The 16,902-nt window shown below is 61.8% G+C and carries 16 protein-coding genes; 11 read left to right on the forward strand and 5 right to left on the reverse strand.

The features are described 5' to 3' along the window. The first annotated feature begins 11 nt into the window (after positions 1 to 11). The 9 genes from tssC (at position 12) to J3P86_RS26215 (ending at position 11,367) form a co-directional block, all read left to right on the forward strand. Positions 12 to 1,508, forward strand: a complete 1,497-nt coding sequence (gene tssC, locus J3P86_RS26175; RefSeq protein WP_305497874.1) for a type VI secretion system contractile sheath large subunit — start codon at positions 12 to 14, stop codon at positions 1,506 to 1,508. A 227-nt stretch (positions 1,509 to 1,735) separates the two neighbouring features. Then, entirely contained in the window at positions 1,736 to 2,224 is a 489-nt protein-coding gene (locus J3P86_RS26180) for an Hcp family type VI secretion system effector (protein ID WP_186615146.1), read from the forward strand. An 81-nt stretch (positions 2,225 to 2,305) separates the two neighbouring features. After that, a complete protein-coding gene (locus tag J3P86_RS26185) occupies positions 2,306 to 2,761 on the forward strand; it encodes a type VI secretion system amidase effector protein Tae4 (RefSeq protein ID WP_434627064.1) in 456 nt (151 codons plus the stop codon). Next, on the forward strand, positions 2,758 to 3,207 hold the full coding sequence (locus J3P86_RS26190; protein WP_434627062.1) for a hypothetical protein: 450 nt from the start codon (positions 2,758 to 2,760) through the stop codon (positions 3,205 to 3,207). The genes J3P86_RS26185 and J3P86_RS26190 overlap by 4 nt, the downstream gene beginning before the upstream one ends. Continuing rightward, on the forward strand, positions 3,201 to 3,713 hold the full coding sequence (gene tssE, locus J3P86_RS26195; protein WP_434627060.1) for a type VI secretion system baseplate subunit TssE: 513 nt from the start codon (positions 3,201 to 3,203) through the stop codon (positions 3,711 to 3,713). Before J3P86_RS26190 ends, tssE begins: the two co-directional genes overlap by 7 nt. Next, the gene (tssF, locus tag J3P86_RS26200; protein ID WP_305497869.1) at positions 3,710 to 5,569 is read left to right on the forward strand and encodes a type VI secretion system baseplate subunit TssF; all 1,860 of its coding nucleotides are present in this window, start codon (positions 3,710 to 3,712) and stop codon (positions 5,567 to 5,569) included. The genes tssE and tssF overlap by 4 nt, the downstream gene beginning before the upstream one ends. After that, positions 5,533 to 6,585, forward strand: a complete 1,053-nt coding sequence (gene tssG, locus J3P86_RS26205; protein WP_434602271.1) for a type VI secretion system baseplate subunit TssG — start codon at positions 5,533 to 5,535, stop codon at positions 6,583 to 6,585. Before tssF ends, tssG begins: the two co-directional genes overlap by 37 nt. After that, positions 6,578 to 9,268: a type VI secretion system ATPase TssH gene (gene tssH, locus J3P86_RS26210; protein ID WP_434627058.1), complete on the forward strand. Its 2,691-nt coding sequence runs from the start codon at positions 6,578 to 6,580 to the stop codon at positions 9,266 to 9,268. The genes tssG and tssH overlap by 8 nt, the downstream gene beginning before the upstream one ends. A 158-nt stretch (positions 9,269 to 9,426) precedes the next feature. Beyond that, complete coding sequence (locus J3P86_RS26215) at positions 9,427 to 11,367, forward strand: type VI secretion system tip protein VgrG (protein WP_434699129.1); 1,941 nt, start codon at positions 9,427 to 9,429, stop codon at positions 11,365 to 11,367. 109 nt (positions 11,368 to 11,476) lie between these two features. Here J3P86_RS26215 and J3P86_RS26220 read toward each other — a convergent pair whose 3' ends face one another. From J3P86_RS26220 to J3P86_RS26235, 4 genes are all read right to left on the reverse strand, one after another. Then, on the reverse strand, positions 11,477 to 11,740 hold the full coding sequence (locus J3P86_RS26220) for a hypothetical protein (protein ID WP_434699130.1): 264 nt from the start codon (positions 11,738 to 11,740) through the stop codon (positions 11,477 to 11,479). Then, the gene (locus tag J3P86_RS26225; protein WP_434627052.1) at positions 11,737 to 12,042 is read right to left on the reverse strand and encodes a hypothetical protein; all 306 of its coding nucleotides are present in this window, start codon (positions 12,040 to 12,042) and stop codon (positions 11,737 to 11,739) included. Before J3P86_RS26225 ends, J3P86_RS26220 begins: the two co-directional genes overlap by 4 nt. 19 nt (positions 12,043 to 12,061) lie before the next feature. Next, positions 12,062 to 13,273 (reverse strand): PAAR domain-containing protein, encoded by a 1,212-nt coding sequence (locus J3P86_RS26230; RefSeq protein WP_434627050.1) that lies wholly within the window; start codon positions 13,271 to 13,273, stop codon positions 12,062 to 12,064. A gap of 138 nt (positions 13,274 to 13,411) precedes the next feature. Then, on the reverse strand, positions 13,412 to 13,846 hold the full coding sequence (locus tag J3P86_RS26235; protein WP_434699131.1) for a DUF1795 domain-containing protein: 435 nt from the start codon (positions 13,844 to 13,846) through the stop codon (positions 13,412 to 13,414). A 245-nt stretch (positions 13,847 to 14,091) separates the two neighbouring features. Here J3P86_RS26235 and J3P86_RS26240 point away from each other — a divergent pair, with 245 nt between their 5' ends. Both J3P86_RS26240 and J3P86_RS26245 read left to right on the forward strand, forming a co-directional pair. After that, on the forward strand, positions 14,092 to 16,023 hold the full coding sequence (locus tag J3P86_RS26240) for a type VI secretion system tip protein VgrG (protein WP_434699132.1): 1,932 nt from the start codon (positions 14,092 to 14,094) through the stop codon (positions 16,021 to 16,023). A 31-nt stretch (positions 16,024 to 16,054) separates the two neighbouring features. Further along, positions 16,055 to 16,489: a DcrB-related protein gene (locus tag J3P86_RS26245; protein WP_434627045.1), complete on the forward strand. Its 435-nt coding sequence runs from the start codon at positions 16,055 to 16,057 to the stop codon at positions 16,487 to 16,489. Between the two features lie 178 nt (positions 16,490 to 16,667). Here J3P86_RS26245 and J3P86_RS26250 read toward each other — a convergent pair whose 3' ends face one another. Next, positions 16,668 to 16,877: a hypothetical protein gene (locus J3P86_RS26250; RefSeq protein ID WP_305497851.1), complete on the reverse strand. Its 210-nt coding sequence runs from the start codon at positions 16,875 to 16,877 to the stop codon at positions 16,668 to 16,670. Positions 16,878 to 16,902: the final 25 nt, after the last annotated feature.

Here is a 16,902-nt window from a genome sequence, read left to right on the forward strand (position 1 = left end):
GACAAACGATCATGAACGATTTGGTACGCGACAATCAGCCCCAGAACCTGGGCGCCACCGAAGAAACCAGCGAGTTCGCCTCGCTGCTGCTGCAAGAGTTCAAGCCCAAGACCGAACGCGCCCGCGAAGCCGTCGAGACCGCCGTGCGCACGCTGGCCGAACAGGCCCTGGCGCAGACCGACCTGGTGTCCAACGACGCCATCAAGTCGATCGAGTCGATCATCGCCGCGATCGACGCCAAGCTCACCGCCCAGGTCAATCAGGTCATCCACCACCCGGACTTCCAGCAACTGGAAAGCGCCTGGCGTGGCCTGCATTACCTGGTCAACAACACCGAGACCGATGAGCAGCTCAAGATCCGCGTGCTCAACATCTCCAAGACCGACCTGCACAAGACCCTGAAGAAATTCAAGGGCACCGCGTGGGACCAGAGCCCGCTCTTCAAGAAGATGTATGAAGAAGAATACGGCCAGTTCGGCGGCGAGCCTTACGGCTGCCTGGTCGGCGACTACTACTTCGACCAGTCGCCACCGGACGTGGAACTGCTGGGCGAGCTGTCGAAAGTCTGCGCCGCCATGCACGCGCCATTCATTGCCGCCGCCTCGCCGACGGTAATGGGCATGGGCTCGTGGCAGGAACTGTCGAACCCGCGCGACCTGACCAAGATCTTCACCACTCCGGAATACGCCGGCTGGCGTTCGCTGCGTGAATCGGAAGACTCGCGCTACATCGGCCTGACCATGCCGCGCTTCCTGGCGCGCCTGCCGTATGGCGCCAAGACCGATCCGGTGGAAGCCTTCGCCTTCGAAGAAAGCACCGACGGCGCCGACAGCTCCAAGTACACCTGGGCCAACGCCGCCTATGCGATGGCCGTGAACATCAACCGCTCGTTCAAACACTTCGGCTGGTGCTCGCGCATCCGCGGCGTGGAATCGGGCGGTGAAGTGGAAAACCTGCCGGCTCATACGTTCCCTACCGATGACGGTGGCGTGGACATGAAGTGCCCGACCGAAATCGCCATTTCGGACCGCCGTGAAGCGGAACTGGCGAAGAACGGTTTCATGCCGCTGCTGCACAAGAAGAACACCGACTTTGCCGCCTTCATCGGCGCCCAGTCGTTGCAGAAACCGGCCGAATACGACGACCCGGACGCCACCGCCAACGCCAACCTGGCCGCGCGCCTGCCGTACCTGTTCGCCACCTGCCGTTTCGCCCATTACCTGAAGTGCATCGTGCGCGACAAGATCGGCTCCTTCAAAGAGAAGGACGAGATGCAGCGCTGGTTGCAGGACTGGATCCTCAACTACGTCGACGGTGATCCGGCGCACTCCACCGAGACCACCAAGGCCCAGCATCCACTGGCTGCCGCCGAAGTGATCGTCGAAGAAGTCGAAGGCAACCCGGGGTACTACAACTCCAAGTTCTACCTGCGCCCGCACTATCAGCTCGAAGGGCTGACCGTGTCGTTGCGCCTGGTATCGAAACTGCCGTCGGCCAAGGGCGCGTAAGGATTTACTGAGCGGTACGCAATGGAAAAATGTGGGAGCGAGCCTGCTCGCGAAAGCGGTGCATCAGTCGCCACTTGTGTTGCCTGAGACATCGCCTTCGCGAGCAGGCTCGCTCCCACAGGGGTCTTCAGTGGGTTGGAGAACACCCTGGTTCCGGTCGGCAACAAAAATTTTCGCAAGGTCAGCGTCAACCAAACAATGTGGTAAAGACCACACAGGGAGAAAACATGGCTGTTGATATTTTCATCAAGATCGGCGACATCAAGGGCGAGTCCATGGACAAGGTCCACAAGGACGAGATCGACGTCCTGAACTGGAGCTGGGGCATGTCCCAGACCGGTAACATGCACGTCGGCAGTGGCGGTGGCGCGGGCAAGGTGAGCATCCAGGACCTGTCGCTGACCAAGTACGTCGACAAGGCTTCGCCGAACCTGATGATGCACTGCGCCAGCGGCAAGCACGTCGACAAGGTCAAGCTGACCGTGCGCAAGGCCGGCGGCGAAAGCCAGGTCGAGTACATGATCATCAACCTGGAAGAAGTACTGATCACTTCCCTGAGCACCGGCGGCTCGGGCGGCGATGATCGTCTGACCGAAAACGTCACCCTGAACTTCGCCAAGGTGCTGGTGGACTACCAGCCACAGAAAGCCGACGGCACCAAGGAAGGCGGTCCGGTCAAGTTCGGCTGGAACATCCGTCAGAACGTCAAGGTGTAATCGAACACGCCCCCGGCGCCACGCGCCGGGGGTGTTTGGTGCTTGCTCGCAACCCATCCTTTCCCTTCCGGTGTCTGAGTCATGGCCAAGCCTGCGTTTATCAATTTGTGGAAAGCCTATTCCGATTTGCTGGCCACCCATCCCGACGCGAAACCTTGCGACGGCCCTTGGGCAAATCAGTGCGCGATTCGCATGAGCATCACGCTCAATACCGAACTGACCATCAAGGTCAACAAGTCCACCTACACCGAACCCAAATGTGCCCATGGGCATGCGCGTGGGGCCGAGTCATTGGCAAATTGGTTGTGGAAACATCATCTGGGCCGCCCGACGATTCTCGGCGGAACCGCCGCGGACCGACGCAAACTGCAAGACAAGACGGGCCTGATTTTCTTCAAGGATTGTTTCCAGCAAGTGGGGGAAGCCTCGGAGGGTCGTACCGGCGATCATATCGACCTCTGGAACCGTGGCCTGACCCTCGGTTATGACGATCCGGCCTATCGATCCCGAGCGATCTGGTTCTGGGAGCTCGTATGATCAAGGCCCATTGCGCGATATGGGTCGGCTGTCTGTTGACCAGCCTGACCGCCTGTGCCCAGCAGCAGTCGCCATCGGCGACTTCCTCCGCCCCGGTGGAGCATGTCGTCTCGATGGGTGGGCAAACGCTGACGCTGGAGAACGACCAGGCGCGCTGCGTGCTCCGCAAGCCCGACCAGACCCTGATGCCACTCGACTTGGCCTGGCCCTGCCAGTTCACGGTCGATCGACAAGGCAAACCCCATGTCGAAACCTTCAATAACGTGCCCATTGTCATCGTTGTCCATGTAGCGGCTGGTCCTCATAACAATCAGGAGTGTCGCTCCGAGTATCGCGCCATACGCCAGTTCAAAGGCCAACTCGAACCCTCGATCATCGCTCGCAACGCCAGTTGCATGCGCGGCACAGGTGACCAGAAGAATTACACGGGCCATTTCACTTGGTAACCGAAATCGCCACCCGCGATCGCCTGCAACCGTCCCTGCTGGACCGGCTGACCGACGACGATCCGAGCAACCCGAAGGAAAGCGCCGACAAGCGCGTGCTGTCCCTTACCCAATTAAAAGCCTCGGTGCTGCGTGACCTGGCGTGGCTGCTCAACACCACGTCATTGCTCGACGCCGATGCCACGGTGCACACCCCGGCGGGCACCTCGGTGGTGAATTTCGGGCTGCCGGCGCTAGCCGGCAACAGTGCCTCGAACATCGATGTGCCCGCGCTGGAAACCTTGATCCACCAGGCCATCGCCACCTTCGAGCCGCGTATCTTGCGCCACACCCTGCGCGTGCGCGCCCGAGCAACCGCCGAGATGAACCATAACGCCCTGAGCTTCGAGATCGAAGGCGATCTCTGGGCCCAGCCGGTGCCGCTGCGCCTGATGCTGCAGACCGACCTGGATCTGGAGACCGGCCACGTGCGCGTAGTCAACGCCGACCAGCGGAGACGCCCATGAATCCGCGCCTGCTGGAGCTGTACAACCAGGAGCTGCACCACGTGCGCGAAAGCGCGGCGGAGTTCGCCCAGGAATACCCGAAGATTGCCAGCCGGTTGTCGCTGGCCGGCATGGACTGCGCCGACCCTTACGTCGAGCGCCTGCTGGAAGGCTTCGCTTATTTGACGGCACGGGTGCAGCTCAAGCTCGACGCCGAATACCCGACGTTCACCCACAACCTGTTGGAAATCGCCTATCCGCATTACCTGGCACCGACGCCGTCGATGACCGTGGTGCAGATGCAGGCCGACCCGGACGAAGGTTCGCTGAGCAGCGGTTTCCCGCTGCCCCGTGACACCGTCCTGCGCGCTGCCCTGGGTCGCGAATCCCAGACCTGCTGCGAGTACCGCACCGCCCACGCGGTGACGTTGTGGCCGTTGCAGGTCAGCCAGGCCGAGTACTTCGGCAACCCGTCCGCGGTACTCGGGCGCCTGGCCGCCAGCGAACCGAAAGCCAAGGCCGGCCTGCGCCTGACCCTGCGCACCGGCGCCGAACTGCCATTCAACAGCCTGGCCCTGGACAATCTGCCGCTGTACTTGAGCGGCGCCGATGAACAGCCCTTCCGCCTCTACGAACAACTGCTGGGTAATGCCTGCGCGGTGTTCGCCCGCCAGCCCGGCGGCAACTGGGTCGAACGGTTGCCGCAGGATGCGTTGCGCGCGCAAGGCTTCGATGACGCCGAGGCCGCGCTGCCGGTGGTGTCGCGGGCGTTCCAGGGTTATCGCCTGTTGCAGGAATATTTCGCCCTGCCGCACCGCTTCCTGTTCGTCGATTTCACCCAGCTCGGCCGCGCGGTCAAGCGTTGCGACGGCCAGGAGCTTGAGCTGATCGTGCTGTTCGACCGCCACGATCCGAGCCTGGAAGGCAGCGTCGGCGCTGCGCAGTTCCTGCCGTTCTGCACACCGGCGATCAATCTGTTTCCCAAACGCCTGGACCGCATTCACTTGTCGGACCGGGTCAACGAACATCATGTGATTGCCGACCGCACCCGGCCGATGGATTTCGAAGTGCATTCGCTGACCGGGCTGGCCGGCCACGGCACCGGCCCGGAGCAGCCGTTCCTGCCCTTCTACGCCGTGCGCGATCCGTCCCGCTATGGCCGCGACAAGGCCTATTACACGGTGCGCCGCGAACCGCGCGTGCTGTCCAGCGATCAACGCCGCAACGGCCCGCGCTCGACCTATATCGGCAGCGAGACCTTCGTCAGCCTGGTGGACAGCCAGCAAACGCCTTATCGCCACGACCTGCGTCAATTGGGCGTAACCGCGCTGTGCACCAACCGTGACCTGCCGCTGTTCATGAGCGTGGGCAACGGCAAGACCGACTTCACCCTGGCCGACAGTGCGCCGGTTGGCGCGGTGCGCTGCGTCGCCGGGCCGAGTCGCCCACGGGCGAGCCATGCCCACGACGCCAAGGCCTGGCGGCTGATCAGCCAGCTGTCGCTGAACTACCTGTCCTTGAGCGAACAAGGCCAGGGCGCGGCCGCCCTGCGCGAACTGCTGCGCCTGTATGGCGACAGCAACGATGCGGCGCTGCAATTGCAGATCGAAGGCCTGCGCGAAGTCAGCAGCAAGGCCTGCACCCGGCGCCTGCCGATGCCCGGCCCGATCGTGTTTGGTCGCGGCCTGGAGATCACCCTGGAATTCGATGAAAACGCGTTTCGCGGCACCGGGGTGTTCCTGCTCGGCGCGGTGTTCGAACGCTTCCTGGCACGCTACGTGTCGATCAACAGTTTTACCGAGACGGTGATCCGTACCACCGAACGCGGCGAGATCATGCGATGGAAAGCCAAGCCCGGACGTCGTCCGACCCTGTGAGTACCCTGGAAGCGATGCACCAGGAACCCTGGGAATACGACTTCTTCCAGGCGTTGCGGCGCATCGAATGCGAATCCCCCGAACTGCCGCGCCTGGGCCATTCCCTGCGCCTGGCCGATGATCCGCTGCGTCTCGGGCAACAGGCCGAGTGCACCTTCGCCCCGGCGACCCTGGCCTCGGTGCAACCGGGCGTCGACGGTGCGCCGGCGCGCCTGGAGCAGTTCTTCTTCGGCCTCGGCGGCCCCAACGGCCCAATGCCGTTGCACATCACCGAATACGTGCGCGAACGCCAACGCAACAATGGCGACAGCACCAGCAAACGCTTTCTCGACGTCTTCCATCATCGCCTGCTCAGCCTGTTCTACCGGGCCTGGGCCGAAGCACGGCCGACGGTCAGCCACGATCGCCCGGACGATGATTACTGGTCGGCGCGCCTGGCGGCACTCAGCGGCCGGGGCATGCCGAGCCTGCTCAACCAGGGGCTGATTCCCGATACGGCGAAGCTGCACTACAGCGGTCACCTGTCGGCGCAAACCCGCTACCCGGACGGTTTGAAAGCGATCCTCAGCGAGTACTTCGGCCTGCCGGTGGAAATCGAAGAATACGTCGGCCAATGGCTGGAACTGCCGGAGCGCAGCCGCGTTGGTGTCAGCGCCCATCAACTGGGCGTGGACTTCTGCCTGGGCCGCTACGTTTGGGATCGCCAGCACAAATTCCGCATTCGCCTGGGGCCGCTCAAGCTCGTCGACTACATGGGCATGCTGCCCGGCAGCCAACCGTTCAATGAGCTGGTGGCCTGGGTCGCCGAGTACCTGGGGCACGAACTGGACTGGGACCTGAACCTGGTCCTGGAGCAGCCCGAAGTGCCCGCACTACAACTCAATGGTCGTTTCCGCCTGGGTTTCAACACCTGGCTGGGACGCCCTGAAAAAGATGCCAACGATCTAATACTGGCCCGGCATTACGCCGAACAGGCCAACACCTCACAGACCTCAAGGAGCCATGAGCATGGGTGAAATCAGTCGCGCCGCGTTGTTCGGCAAACTCAACAGCGTGGCCTACAAAGCCATCGAAGCCGCCACCGTGTTCTGCAAGTTGCGCGGTAACCCTTATGTGGAACTGGCCCACTGGTTTCATCAATTGCTGCAACTGCAGGACTCGGACCTGCACCGCATCATCCGCCAGTTCAACATCGAGCCGGCACGCCTGGCCCGCGACCTGACCGAGGCGCTGGATCGCCTGCCACGGGGGTCGACCTCCATCACCGACCTGTCTTCCCACGTGGAAGAAGCCGTGGAACGCGGCTGGGTCTACGGCAGCCTGATGTTCGGCGAAAGCCAGGTGCGCACCGGTTACCTGGTGCTGGGCATCCTCAAGACGCCGAGCCTGCGTCATGCGCTGCTGGGCCTGTCGTCGGAGTTCGACAAGGTCAAGGTCGAAGCCCTGAGCGAACGGTTTGACGAATACGTCGGCGACTCGCCGGAAAACGCCCTGACCGCCAGCGACGGCTTCAACGCCGGCGCCGTGCCCGGCGAAGCCAGCGGCGCGATGGCCCCCAGCGCCATGGGCAAGCAGGAAGCGCTCAAGCGCTTCACCGTCGACCTCACCGAGCAGGCCCGCAGCGGCAAGCTCGACCCGATCGTCGGCCGTGACGAAGAGATCCGCCAACTGGTGGATATTCTCATGCGTCGTCGGCAGAACAACCCGATCCTCACCGGTGAAGCCGGCGTCGGCAAGACCGCCGTGGTCGAAGGTTTTGCCCTGCGCATCGTCGCCGGTGACGTGCCGCCTTCGCTCAAGGACGTGGAGCTGCGCAGCCTCGACGTTGGCCTGTTGCAGGCCGGCGCGAGCATGAAAGGTGAATTCGAGCAGCGCCTGCGTCAGGTCATCGAAGACGTCCAGGCCTCGCCGAAACCGATCATCCTGTTCATCGACGAAGCCCACACCCTGGTGGGTGCCGGTGGCGCCGCCGGTACCGGCGACGCGGCCAACCTGCTGAAGCCGGCCCTGGCGCGTGGCACCTTGCGCACCGTCGCCGCCACGACCTGGGCCGAGTACAAGAAGCACATCGAAAAGGACCCGGCCCTGACCCGGCGCTTCCAAGTGGTGCAAGTCGCCGAGCCGTCGGAAGACAAGGCCCTGCTGATGATGCGCGGCGTGGCCTCGACCATGGAAAAACACCATCAGGTGCAAATCCTCGACGAGGCCCTGGAGGCCTCGGTCAAGCTGTCTCACCGCTACATTCCCGCGCGCCAGTTGCCGGACAAGTCCGTGAGCCTGCTGGACACCGCCTGCGCCCGCGTTGCCATCAGCCTGCACGCCGTGCCGGCCGAAGTGGACGACAGCCGCCGGCGCATCGAAGCACTGGAAACCGAACTGCAGATCATCGCCCGTGAACATGCGATCGGCATCGCCATCGGCACCCGCCAGACCCAGACCGAAAGCCTGCTCGCCGCCGAGCGCGAACGCCTGGCCGAATTGGAAAGCCGTTGGGCCGAAGAGAAAACCCTGGTCGACGAATTGCTGGAAACTCGCGCTACCCTGCGCGAGCGCGTCGGCCTGGTGGACAGCGAGAACGGCAGCGAAGCTTCCGACAACGACAGCCATGCCCTGCGCGAGAAACTGGTGGACCTGCAACAGCGCCTGACCGCCCTGCAAGGCGAGACCCCGCTGATCCTGCCGACCGTGGATTACCAGGCCGTGGCCTCGGTGGTCGCCGACTGGACCGGAATCCCGGTGGGCCGCATGGCCCGCAACGAACTGGAGACCGTGCTCAACCTCGACCAGCACCTGAAAAAACGCATCATCGGCCAGGACCATGCCCTGCAGATGATCGCCAAGCGCATCCAGACCTCGCGCGCCGGCCTCGACAATCCGAGCAAGCCGATCGGCGTGTTCATGCTCGCCGGTACCTCCGGCGTGGGCAAGACCGAAACCGCCCTGGCCCTGGCCGAAGCCATGTACGGCGGTGAACAGAACGTCATCACCATCAACATGAGCGAGTTCCAGGAAGCCCACACCGTGTCCACCCTCAAGGGTGCGCCACCGGGTTATATCGGTTATGGCGAAGGCGGCGTGCTGACCGAAGCCGTGCGGCGCAAACCGTACAGCGTGGTGTTGCTGGACGAGGTGGAAAAAGCCCACCCGGACGTGCACGAGATCTTCTTCCAAGTGTTCGACAAAGGCGTGATGGAGGACGGCGAAGGCCGGGTGATCGACTTCAAGAACACCTTGATCCTGCTAACCACCAACGCCGGCACCGAGCTGATCGCCCAGGTCTGCAAGGACCCGCAGAACGTGCCCGAGCCGGAAGAAATCGCCAAGGCCCTGCGGCAGCCGCTGCTGGAAATATTCCCGCCGGCGCTGCTCGGCCGCCTGGTGACGATCCCCTACTATCCGCTCAGCGACGAGATGCTCAAGGCCATCACCCGCCTGCAACTCAACCGCATCAAGAAGCGCGTGGAGAGCACTCACAAAGTGGCCTTCGACTACGATGACGCGGTGATCGACCTGATCGTCTCGCGCTGCACCGAAACCGAAAGCGGCGGGCGCATGATCGACACCATCCTGACCAACAGCCTGCTGCCGGACATGAGCCGCGAGTTCCTGACTCGCATGCTCGAAGGCAAGGCCATGGCCGGCGTGCGAATCAGCGCCGTGGATAACGAACTGAAGTACGATTTCAGCGACGCGGCCTGAGTTCAGGAAACACCGCACGACCCCTGTGGGAGCGAGCTTGCTCGCGATAGCGCAGTCACATTCAACATCCACGTTGACTGACATACCGCTATCGCGAGCAAGCTCGCTCCCACAGTTGATTGCGTTACTCCAATTACACAACTTGCACGAGACATCCGATGCTATTCAACCAAGCCTCCCGCCTGGCGAAAATCACCAGCCCCCTCGGGCCCGAGGTGCTGCTGCTCAAGGACATGGGCGGCGGCGAAGAGTTGGGGCGGCTGTTCAACTATGAGTTGCAGCTGCACTCGCTGGACAACGCCATCGACCTCAATCAGGTGCTTGGCAAACCCATGTGCGTGAGCGTTCAGCTGGATGGCGGTGGCGAGCGGCACTTCCACGGCATCGTCGCGCGCTTCAGCCAGAACATCGACCAGGGCCAGTTTGCCAGTTACCAGGCCACGCTAAGGCCCTGGCTGTGGCTGCTGACGCGCACCTCCGACTGCCGGATTTTCCAGAACCTGACGGTTCCGCAGATCATCAAGCAGGTGTTCCGCGACCTGGGTTTCTCCGACTTCGAAGACGCCCTCAGCCGCCCGTATCGCGAGTGGGAGTACTGCGTCCAGTACCGTGAGACCAGCTTCGATTTCGTCAGCCGGCTGATGGAGCAGGAAGGCATCTACTACTTCTTCCGTCATGAACAGGGTCGCCATGTGCTGGTGCTGGCCGACGCCTACGGCGCCCATACCCAAGCGCCCGGCTACGCCTCGGTGCCGTACTACCCGAAGAACGAGCAGCAGCGTGAACGCGATCATATTCATGATTGGCACCTGGCCCAGGAAGTCCAGCCGGGGTCGCTTGAGCTCAACGACTACGACTTCCAGCGTCCCAGCGCGCGCATCGATGTACGTTCGGCCATGCCGCGCCCGCACGCCGCTGGCGACTATCCGCTGTATGACTATCCCGGTACCTACGTGCAGAGCGAGGACGGCGAGCACTACGCCCGCACCCGCATCGAAGCCTTGCAGACGCTGCACGAGCAGGTCGAGCTGGCCGGCAATGCCCGAGGCTTGGGCTCGGGGCATTTGTTCAGCCTGACCGGCTTCAGCCGCCAGGACCAGAACCGCGAATACCTGATCGTCGGCGCGCGTTATTACCTCTCTCAGGAAAGCGGCGAGAGCGGCGTCGGTGCGCCTTCGGCGCAGTTCGAAAGCAGTCTGACCTGCATCGACGCCCAGCAAAGCTTCCGCCCGATGGCAATCACCCACCGCCCCATCGTCAAGGGGCCGCAGACAGCTTTGGTGGTCGGACCCAAGGGCGAGGAAATCTGGACCGACCAGTTCGGCCGGGTGAAGGTGCATTTTTATTGGGACCGTCACGATCAATCCAACGAAAACAGCTCGTGCTGGATTCGCGTGTCGCAGGCTTGGGCCGGAAAGAATTGGGGCTCGGTGCAGATCCCGCGCATCGGCCAGGAAGTCATCGTCAGTTTCCTTGAAGGGGATCCTGACAGGCCCATCGTCACCGGTCGTGTGTATAACGCCGAACAGACCGTCCCCTATGCGTTGCCCGCCAATGCCACCCAGAGCGGTACCAAGAGTCGTTCGAGCAAGGGCGGCACGCCGACGAATTTCAACGAAATCCGCATGGAAGATAAAAAGGGCGCCGAGCAACTTTACATCCACGCCGAGCGCAACCAGGACATCGCCGTGGAAGTGGATGAAAGCCACTGGGTGGGTCGCGATCGTCGCAAGAATATCGACCGCAACGAAACCGTACGCATTGGCGAAGACCGGCTGCGGGCCGTACAGCGCAACGACACGTTGCTCGTCGGCGGGGCCAAGAGCGACAGTATCGCGACCCAATACCTCATCGAGGCGGGTTCGCAGATTCGGCTGGTGTGTGGCAAAAGCGTGCTGGAGTTCAACGCCAGTGGCGAGATCAATATCTCCGGCACCGCGTTCAACCTCTACGCCAGTGGCAATGGCAACATCGACACCGGCGGCCGCCTTGACCTCAACTCCGGTGGCGCCAGCGCCGTGGACCCCAAGGGCAAGGGCATCAAGGGCGTGATCGAGGCGGCGGTGAAAGCGTTATTCCCGGCAAAGGCCAAGCAGTGAGATTCATCGCAGAACAACCCCAGCCTGACTCACTCAAGAAAAACGCTGATCCCGTGGCGAGGTATTTACGGACCTATTGAAAACTGCGACCCACCGGCCCTTTCGGCGGTCAGATGGCTGTGCCGCGCTTCGTTCCCGGTTGAATGATCAATAGCTCGTCCAACTCTCGTTTTCTACAACGCGACACAAAAGGAAGCGCAGCTTCCGGGTCACGCTCGAATAGCTCAAAGGTCGCCTGATTAATTTCGTAGTACTCCTCGTAGTCAGCCATGCCATTGCTGACCGGTATGGAGACATAGAATCGACCCGAGCACTGTTCCGTCCCCACACAGAATCCATGCTCACGGTAGACCAGGGCATCTTGAAACTTCATGCGTCCGTAAGCAGATATTGCCCAGGCTGCGTCCACGCGACTCGCAAGTACTTGCCGCTCAGCAATTGCTCGTCACGAAGATACTCGAACACTTCGGAGGGACACCATTCCTTGCCCGCCGAAAAGGCCACCCCCAACGAACGGAGCTCATCGAATACCTTGGCCTTCTGGGTGTTGTCCGCGACCTGCAAAACGTAGATATCTTTCTCTGCCGCGTTAGAAAATCCGATAGCACGCAGGGACGAATCCAACGTGTTATCCATCACCTGGACACGAATCACATCGCCGTCCGCTTTTTCCACGTACGCCTTCAGCCCATCATTAATCACTGACAAATACCTCGGTTAAAGTGGTAATACCGTCCGCATCCTTGGTAGGAATCGACTCGACAACCATTTCTGGAGCTCCACCCGGCAAGTGTTTGCCTGGCCCCAGGAAATATTGGTTCCCCTCCATCGGACTTCTGGGCATGCGCCCTGCGACATCCTCGACCTGCCTGATTTTGAATCCGCCTTTAAGCGCATCTTTTTCCAAACCAAAGGCGCGTTCCAGCTCCGCTGCTTTTTTACCACTGATGGTCATCTTGGAACGCCCCGAGATGTTCCCGATAACGTCGGTGATGCCTTTCTTATCAGAAACAAAAGTACCGGCCCGCCCAATCGTCGGATAGGCGTCCCACGCCGTCGGGCTAATGTTGAACCCCCGATTGTCCTTGAGCATCTGTTCTTGCCGCTGACGCGCCAGGATCGTCCGCTCGGCCGCAGTCATGGGCTTACGTGCCAACTTCGGCCCGGCACCTAGCAGAGCCATTCCTGCCACGCCTTGAAACAGGTCCCTATATCCGGGGCCGAGGCGATCACCCAAATCTCCCAGCAGCTCCATACCGGCATACAACGCACCACCGATGGCCAGGGCGCCGAAAAAAGCAGCAGCTCCGGCAAAAGCCGCAAGTAACAAGGCTCCGCCCGCAGCCAGCAACCCCAACACTTCCAGCCCGGAGTGCATCCAGCCTTCGAGGTCGAGCACAAACGCCACCGACACCGTCGGTCCGCCGATGAAAGTGTTCGGGCTGCCCGTCTTGATGTGGGCGCCGCAGACCATTTTGCTGTGCAGGCGCGCCGCTGGTTTGCCGTTGATGAACACCGTGGCGCTGCCTTCGGCGATCAGCACCGGAAAGGGCCAGATCGGATGGTTCATCGGCAGGCCGGTGCAGGAGGAGGCGATGTCTTCGCCCGCCCGCATGGCATTTCGATCGTTGATATAGACGTTGAAGCTGCCCATTATCAACGCCCCCGTGGTCGGCTCGGGCAGGTTGAATATGGTGGACAGGCCCTTGACGATCTGGAACATCGACAAGCCGCCGGCGGCAATCGAGCCGGCCATGATCGCCAGCGCCACACCGCCCGTGGCCACCGTCGCGGCAACGACCGCAGCGCCGATCAAGGCGCCGGCCACGGCTCCGGCGACCATAGCGGCCAACCCGAACCCGTGGGCTATTTCATCACCCAGACGTGCTGCTGCCTGTGCATCCATTGCGAAAATTTACCTTACTGGTTTGTACAACTGCACAGGGATGTATCGATGGCTCGTAGATCGTGGTCGCGGTTCGCGCAAACGAATGGCGGTGCCAGGGTTCATTTCGACTGACTGCGCAGTGGCACGTATCGAATCTCAGGCAATCGGAGGCTGTGGCTTGAGCGAATGCATCGCCAGCTTCCAGGCCGGCTCGTGATAGGCGAAGTCGTTGGGTGTGGTGGTCAAGGTGGTGATCAGCACGGACGGCTTACGCTCGATGAACACCTGGCGCAGCATCAGGTCGCGTCCTTCGCGCTGCCAGGTGTAATCCAGCAAGGTGGTGGTGTGTCCATGCAGCACCGTGTCCCAGCGCTGAACCAGCTTGAAGCCCGGCAATTGCTGCTCCGCGCTTTTGAGTTGGCGGTCCACGTACTCGGCAAAGGGAACGTCACCCTGGGTGGCATCGCGGCTGATGACGAAACTGGCCTCTTTGGCGGGTCCCACTGCCGGCAGCTTGAAAATGTTGATGCTCTGGTCCTGCCAGGTATCGGGGATTTCGAGATCGGCTTCTTGAATGCGGTATGAGGTCACGGTAATCGCTTTCCATGGACATGAGGTGACGCGTGGAGGAGCAGATATTCGGGTAATGCCTGGCAACAATCAAGAACCGGGTTCCTCTCCTCCAGGTAACCCTCTACATTATGCGATCAGCGTCACCACTCTGGCGATTCACGCCTCTGCAGAAGCCGTCGAAGGGCCTATTCTGTTGATTTTTTGAATCAGACGATTGCAGTCTTCGCCAGCATAAGGGACTGCGGCAGCGATAAGGACAACCGATGCTATTCAACCAAGCCTCCCGCCTGGCGAAAATCACCAGCCCCTTGGGACCCGAGGTGCTGCTGCTCAAGGACATGGGCGGCGGCGAAGAGTTGGGGCGGCTGTTCAACTATGAGTTGCAGCTGCACTCGCTGGACAACGCCATCGACCTCAATCAGGTGCTTGGCAAACCCATGTGCGTGAGCGTTCAGCTGGATGGCGGTGGCGAGCGGCACTTCCACGGCATCGTCGCGCGCTTCAGCCAGAACATCGACCAGGGCCAGTTTGCCAGTTACCAGGCCACGCTAAGGCCCTGGCTGTGGCTGCTGACGCGCACCTCCGACTGCCGGATTTTCCAGAACCTGACGGTTCCGCAGATCATCAAGCAGGTGTTCCGCGACCTGGGTTTCTCCGACTTCGAAGACGCCCTCAGCCGCCCGTATCGCGAGTGGGAGTACTGCGTCCAGTACCGTGAGACCAGCTTCGATTTCGTCAGCCGGCTGATGGAGCAGGAAGGCATCTACTACTTCTTCCGTCATGAACAGGGTCGCCATGTGCTGGTGCTGGCCGACGCCTACGGCGCCCATACCCAAGCGCCCGGCTACGCCTCGGTGCCGTATTACCCGAAGAACGAGCAGCAGCGTGAACGCGATCATATCCACGATTGGCACCTGGCCCAGGAAGTCCAACCGGGGTCGCTGGAGCTCAACGACTACGACTTCCAGCGCCCCAGCGCGCGCATCGACGTGCGTTCGGCCATGCCGCGCCCGCACACCGCAGGCGACTATCCGCTCTATGACTATCCCGGCACCTACGTGCAAAGCGAGGACGGCGAGCACTACGCCCGCACCCGCATCGAAGCCTTGCAGACCCTGCACGAGCAGGTCGAGCTGGCCGGCAATGCCCGAGGCTTGGGCTCGGGGCATTTGTTCAGCCTGACCGGTTTCAGCCGCCAGGACCAGAACCGCGAATACCTGATCGTCGGCGCGCGTTATTACCTTTCCCAGGAAAGTGGCGAGAGCGGCGTCGGCGCGCCCTCGGCGCAGTTCGAAAGCAGCCTGACCTGCATCGACGCCCAGCAAAGCTTCCGCCCGATGGCAATCACCCACCGCCCCATCGTCAAGGGGCCGCAGACCGCATTGGTGGTCGGGCCCAAGGGCGAGGAAATCTGGACCGACCAGTTCGGCCGGGTGAAGGTGCACTTCTATTGGGATCGCCACGATCAATCCAACGAAAACAGTTCGTGCTGGATTCGGGTGTCGCAAAGCTGGGCCGGAAAGAATTGGGGCTCGATGCAGATTCCGCGTATCGGCCAGGAAGTCATCGTCAGCTTCCTCGAAGGCGACCCGGATCGACCGATCATCACCGGCCGTGTCTACAACGCCGAGCAGACCGTGCCTTACGACCTGCCTGAGAAAGCCACCCAGAGCGGCATGAAAAGCCGTTCGAGCAAGGGTGGCACGCCGGCAAATTTCAATGAAATCCGCATGGAAGACAAGAAAGGCGCCGAGCAGCTTTACATCCATGCCGAGCGCAACCAGGACATCGTGGTCGAGGTGGATGAGAGCCATTCGGTCGGCCACGACCGCACCAAGAGCATCGGCCACGACGAAACGGTGATCATCGGCAACAACCGCCTGCGCATCGTCAAGCAGGAGGACATCCTGTCGGTGGGCCAGCGCAAGACCGACAGCATCAGCCAGAGCTACGTCATTGAAGTGGGCGAGAACCTGCGCCTGGTATGCGGCGAGAGCATCCTGGAGCTCAACGCCAGCGGCCAGATCAACCTGACCGGCGTGCAGATCAGCTTCTACGCCAGCGGCGATGCCGAGTTCAACACCGGCGGTGTGCTGCACCTGAACAACGGCGGCGGCCCCGGTGCCACGCCGGACGGCCAGGGCGTCAAGGCCAGCATCGATGCCAACGTCGCTGCCGCCTTTCCCAAAGGCTAACCCAAAGGCTAACTTCGAGACCTGATGCGCCATGACTTACCGTTTGAATGAATTTCAGCTCCAGCTGCCGCCCAGCGAGTTGCTCGACGCCTCGATCAACATCCTCAAGTTCCCCGGACTAGGCACGTCCCTGATCGTCAGCCGCAGCCTGCTCGCCGAAGGAGAAACCCTGCAAAGCAACCTCGACGACCAGCTCAAGCGCCTGGAAAAGCAGGTCCAGGACCTGCGCTGCCAACCCGGCGCCACGTTGCGCGTGGGGGCTCGGCAGGAAGTCGAAGCCATCGAGCTACGCAGCCAGTTCAACAAGGGCAACGAAAAGGTCTTTCAGTATCAGCTCGCCCTGGTACTGCCGGGCACGCGCAAAATGCTCGCCCTGAGCTACGTCAAGGCCGAGAAGCTGGGCGACGCCGAAGCGGCGCATTGGGCGACGATCAAGGGGTCGCTGGTGTTTGACGCGCCGGAGTGAACAACGCCGGGCTCGCGTGGCGAGGGAGCTTGCTCCCGCTGGGGCGTGGCGCGGCCCCAAAATCCGCTGGGCGTGGGGCGTCAGGCACACCTTATCCGCTGGTTTTACGACTGCTTCGCAGCCGAGCGGGAGCAAGCTCCCTCGCCACAGGGGTCCACCATGTCCCGGATTTATTTTTTCATTTTATCGTTGCGTCCCTGACCGGCAGAGTCCTTTGTGCCACCGGGCGACGCTCGCGGCGCTCCACCAGCATTTCATCGGCGACTTCGGCCGCGCTCTCCGCAATCAACTCGGGACGGCGGCCCGGTAACTGCTGCATCACCTGCGGCAAGGCGCTGACAAAATACATATCCCAAATCACCTGCTCCGTTTGCGACAGCTGAATCATGCTGTTCTCCTTGCTCGATGGATAA

Origin of the sequence: Pseudomonas sp. D1-1 (assembly GCF_051132225.1) — a bacterium.
Taxonomy (GTDB): domain Bacteria; phylum Pseudomonadota; class Gammaproteobacteria; order Pseudomonadales; family Pseudomonadaceae; genus Aquipseudomonas.

Coding starts and splice junctions, on each gene's coding strand:
- tssC (WP_305497874.1), top strand. CDS start 12: ATGAACGATTTGGTACGCGACAATCAGCCCCAGAACCTGGGCGCCACC.
- J3P86_RS26185 (WP_434627064.1), top strand. CDS start 2,306: ATGGCCAAGCCTGCGTTTATCAATTTGTGGAAAGCCTATTCCGATTTG.
- J3P86_RS26190 (WP_434627062.1), top strand. CDS start 2,758: ATGATCAAGGCCCATTGCGCGATATGGGTCGGCTGTCTGTTGACCAGC.
- J3P86_RS26250 (WP_305497851.1), bottom strand. CDS start 16,877: ATGATTCAGCTGTCGCAAACGGAGCAGGTGATTTGGGATATGTATTTT.
- tssH (WP_434627058.1), top strand. CDS start 6,578: ATGGGTGAAATCAGTCGCGCCGCGTTGTTCGGCAAACTCAACAGCGTG.
- J3P86_RS26180 (WP_186615146.1), top strand. CDS start 1,736: ATGGCTGTTGATATTTTCATCAAGATCGGCGACATCAAGGGCGAGTCC.
- J3P86_RS26245 (WP_434627045.1), top strand. CDS start 16,055: ATGACTTACCGTTTGAATGAATTTCAGCTCCAGCTGCCGCCCAGCGAG.
- tssF (WP_305497869.1), top strand. CDS start 3,710: ATGAATCCGCGCCTGCTGGAGCTGTACAACCAGGAGCTGCACCACGTG.
- J3P86_RS26230 (WP_434627050.1), bottom strand. CDS start 13,273: ATGGATGCACAGGCAGCAGCACGTCTGGGTGATGAAATAGCCCACGGG.
- tssG (WP_434602271.1), top strand. CDS start 5,533: ATGGAAAGCCAAGCCCGGACGTCGTCCGACCCTGTGAGTACCCTGGAA.
- J3P86_RS26215 (WP_434699129.1), top strand. CDS start 9,427: ATGCTATTCAACCAAGCCTCCCGCCTGGCGAAAATCACCAGCCCCCTC.
- J3P86_RS26240 (WP_434699132.1), top strand. CDS start 14,092: ATGCTATTCAACCAAGCCTCCCGCCTGGCGAAAATCACCAGCCCCTTG.
- J3P86_RS26220 (WP_434699130.1), bottom strand. CDS start 11,740: ATGAAGTTTCAAGATGCCCTGGTCTACCGTGAGCATGGATTCTGTGTG.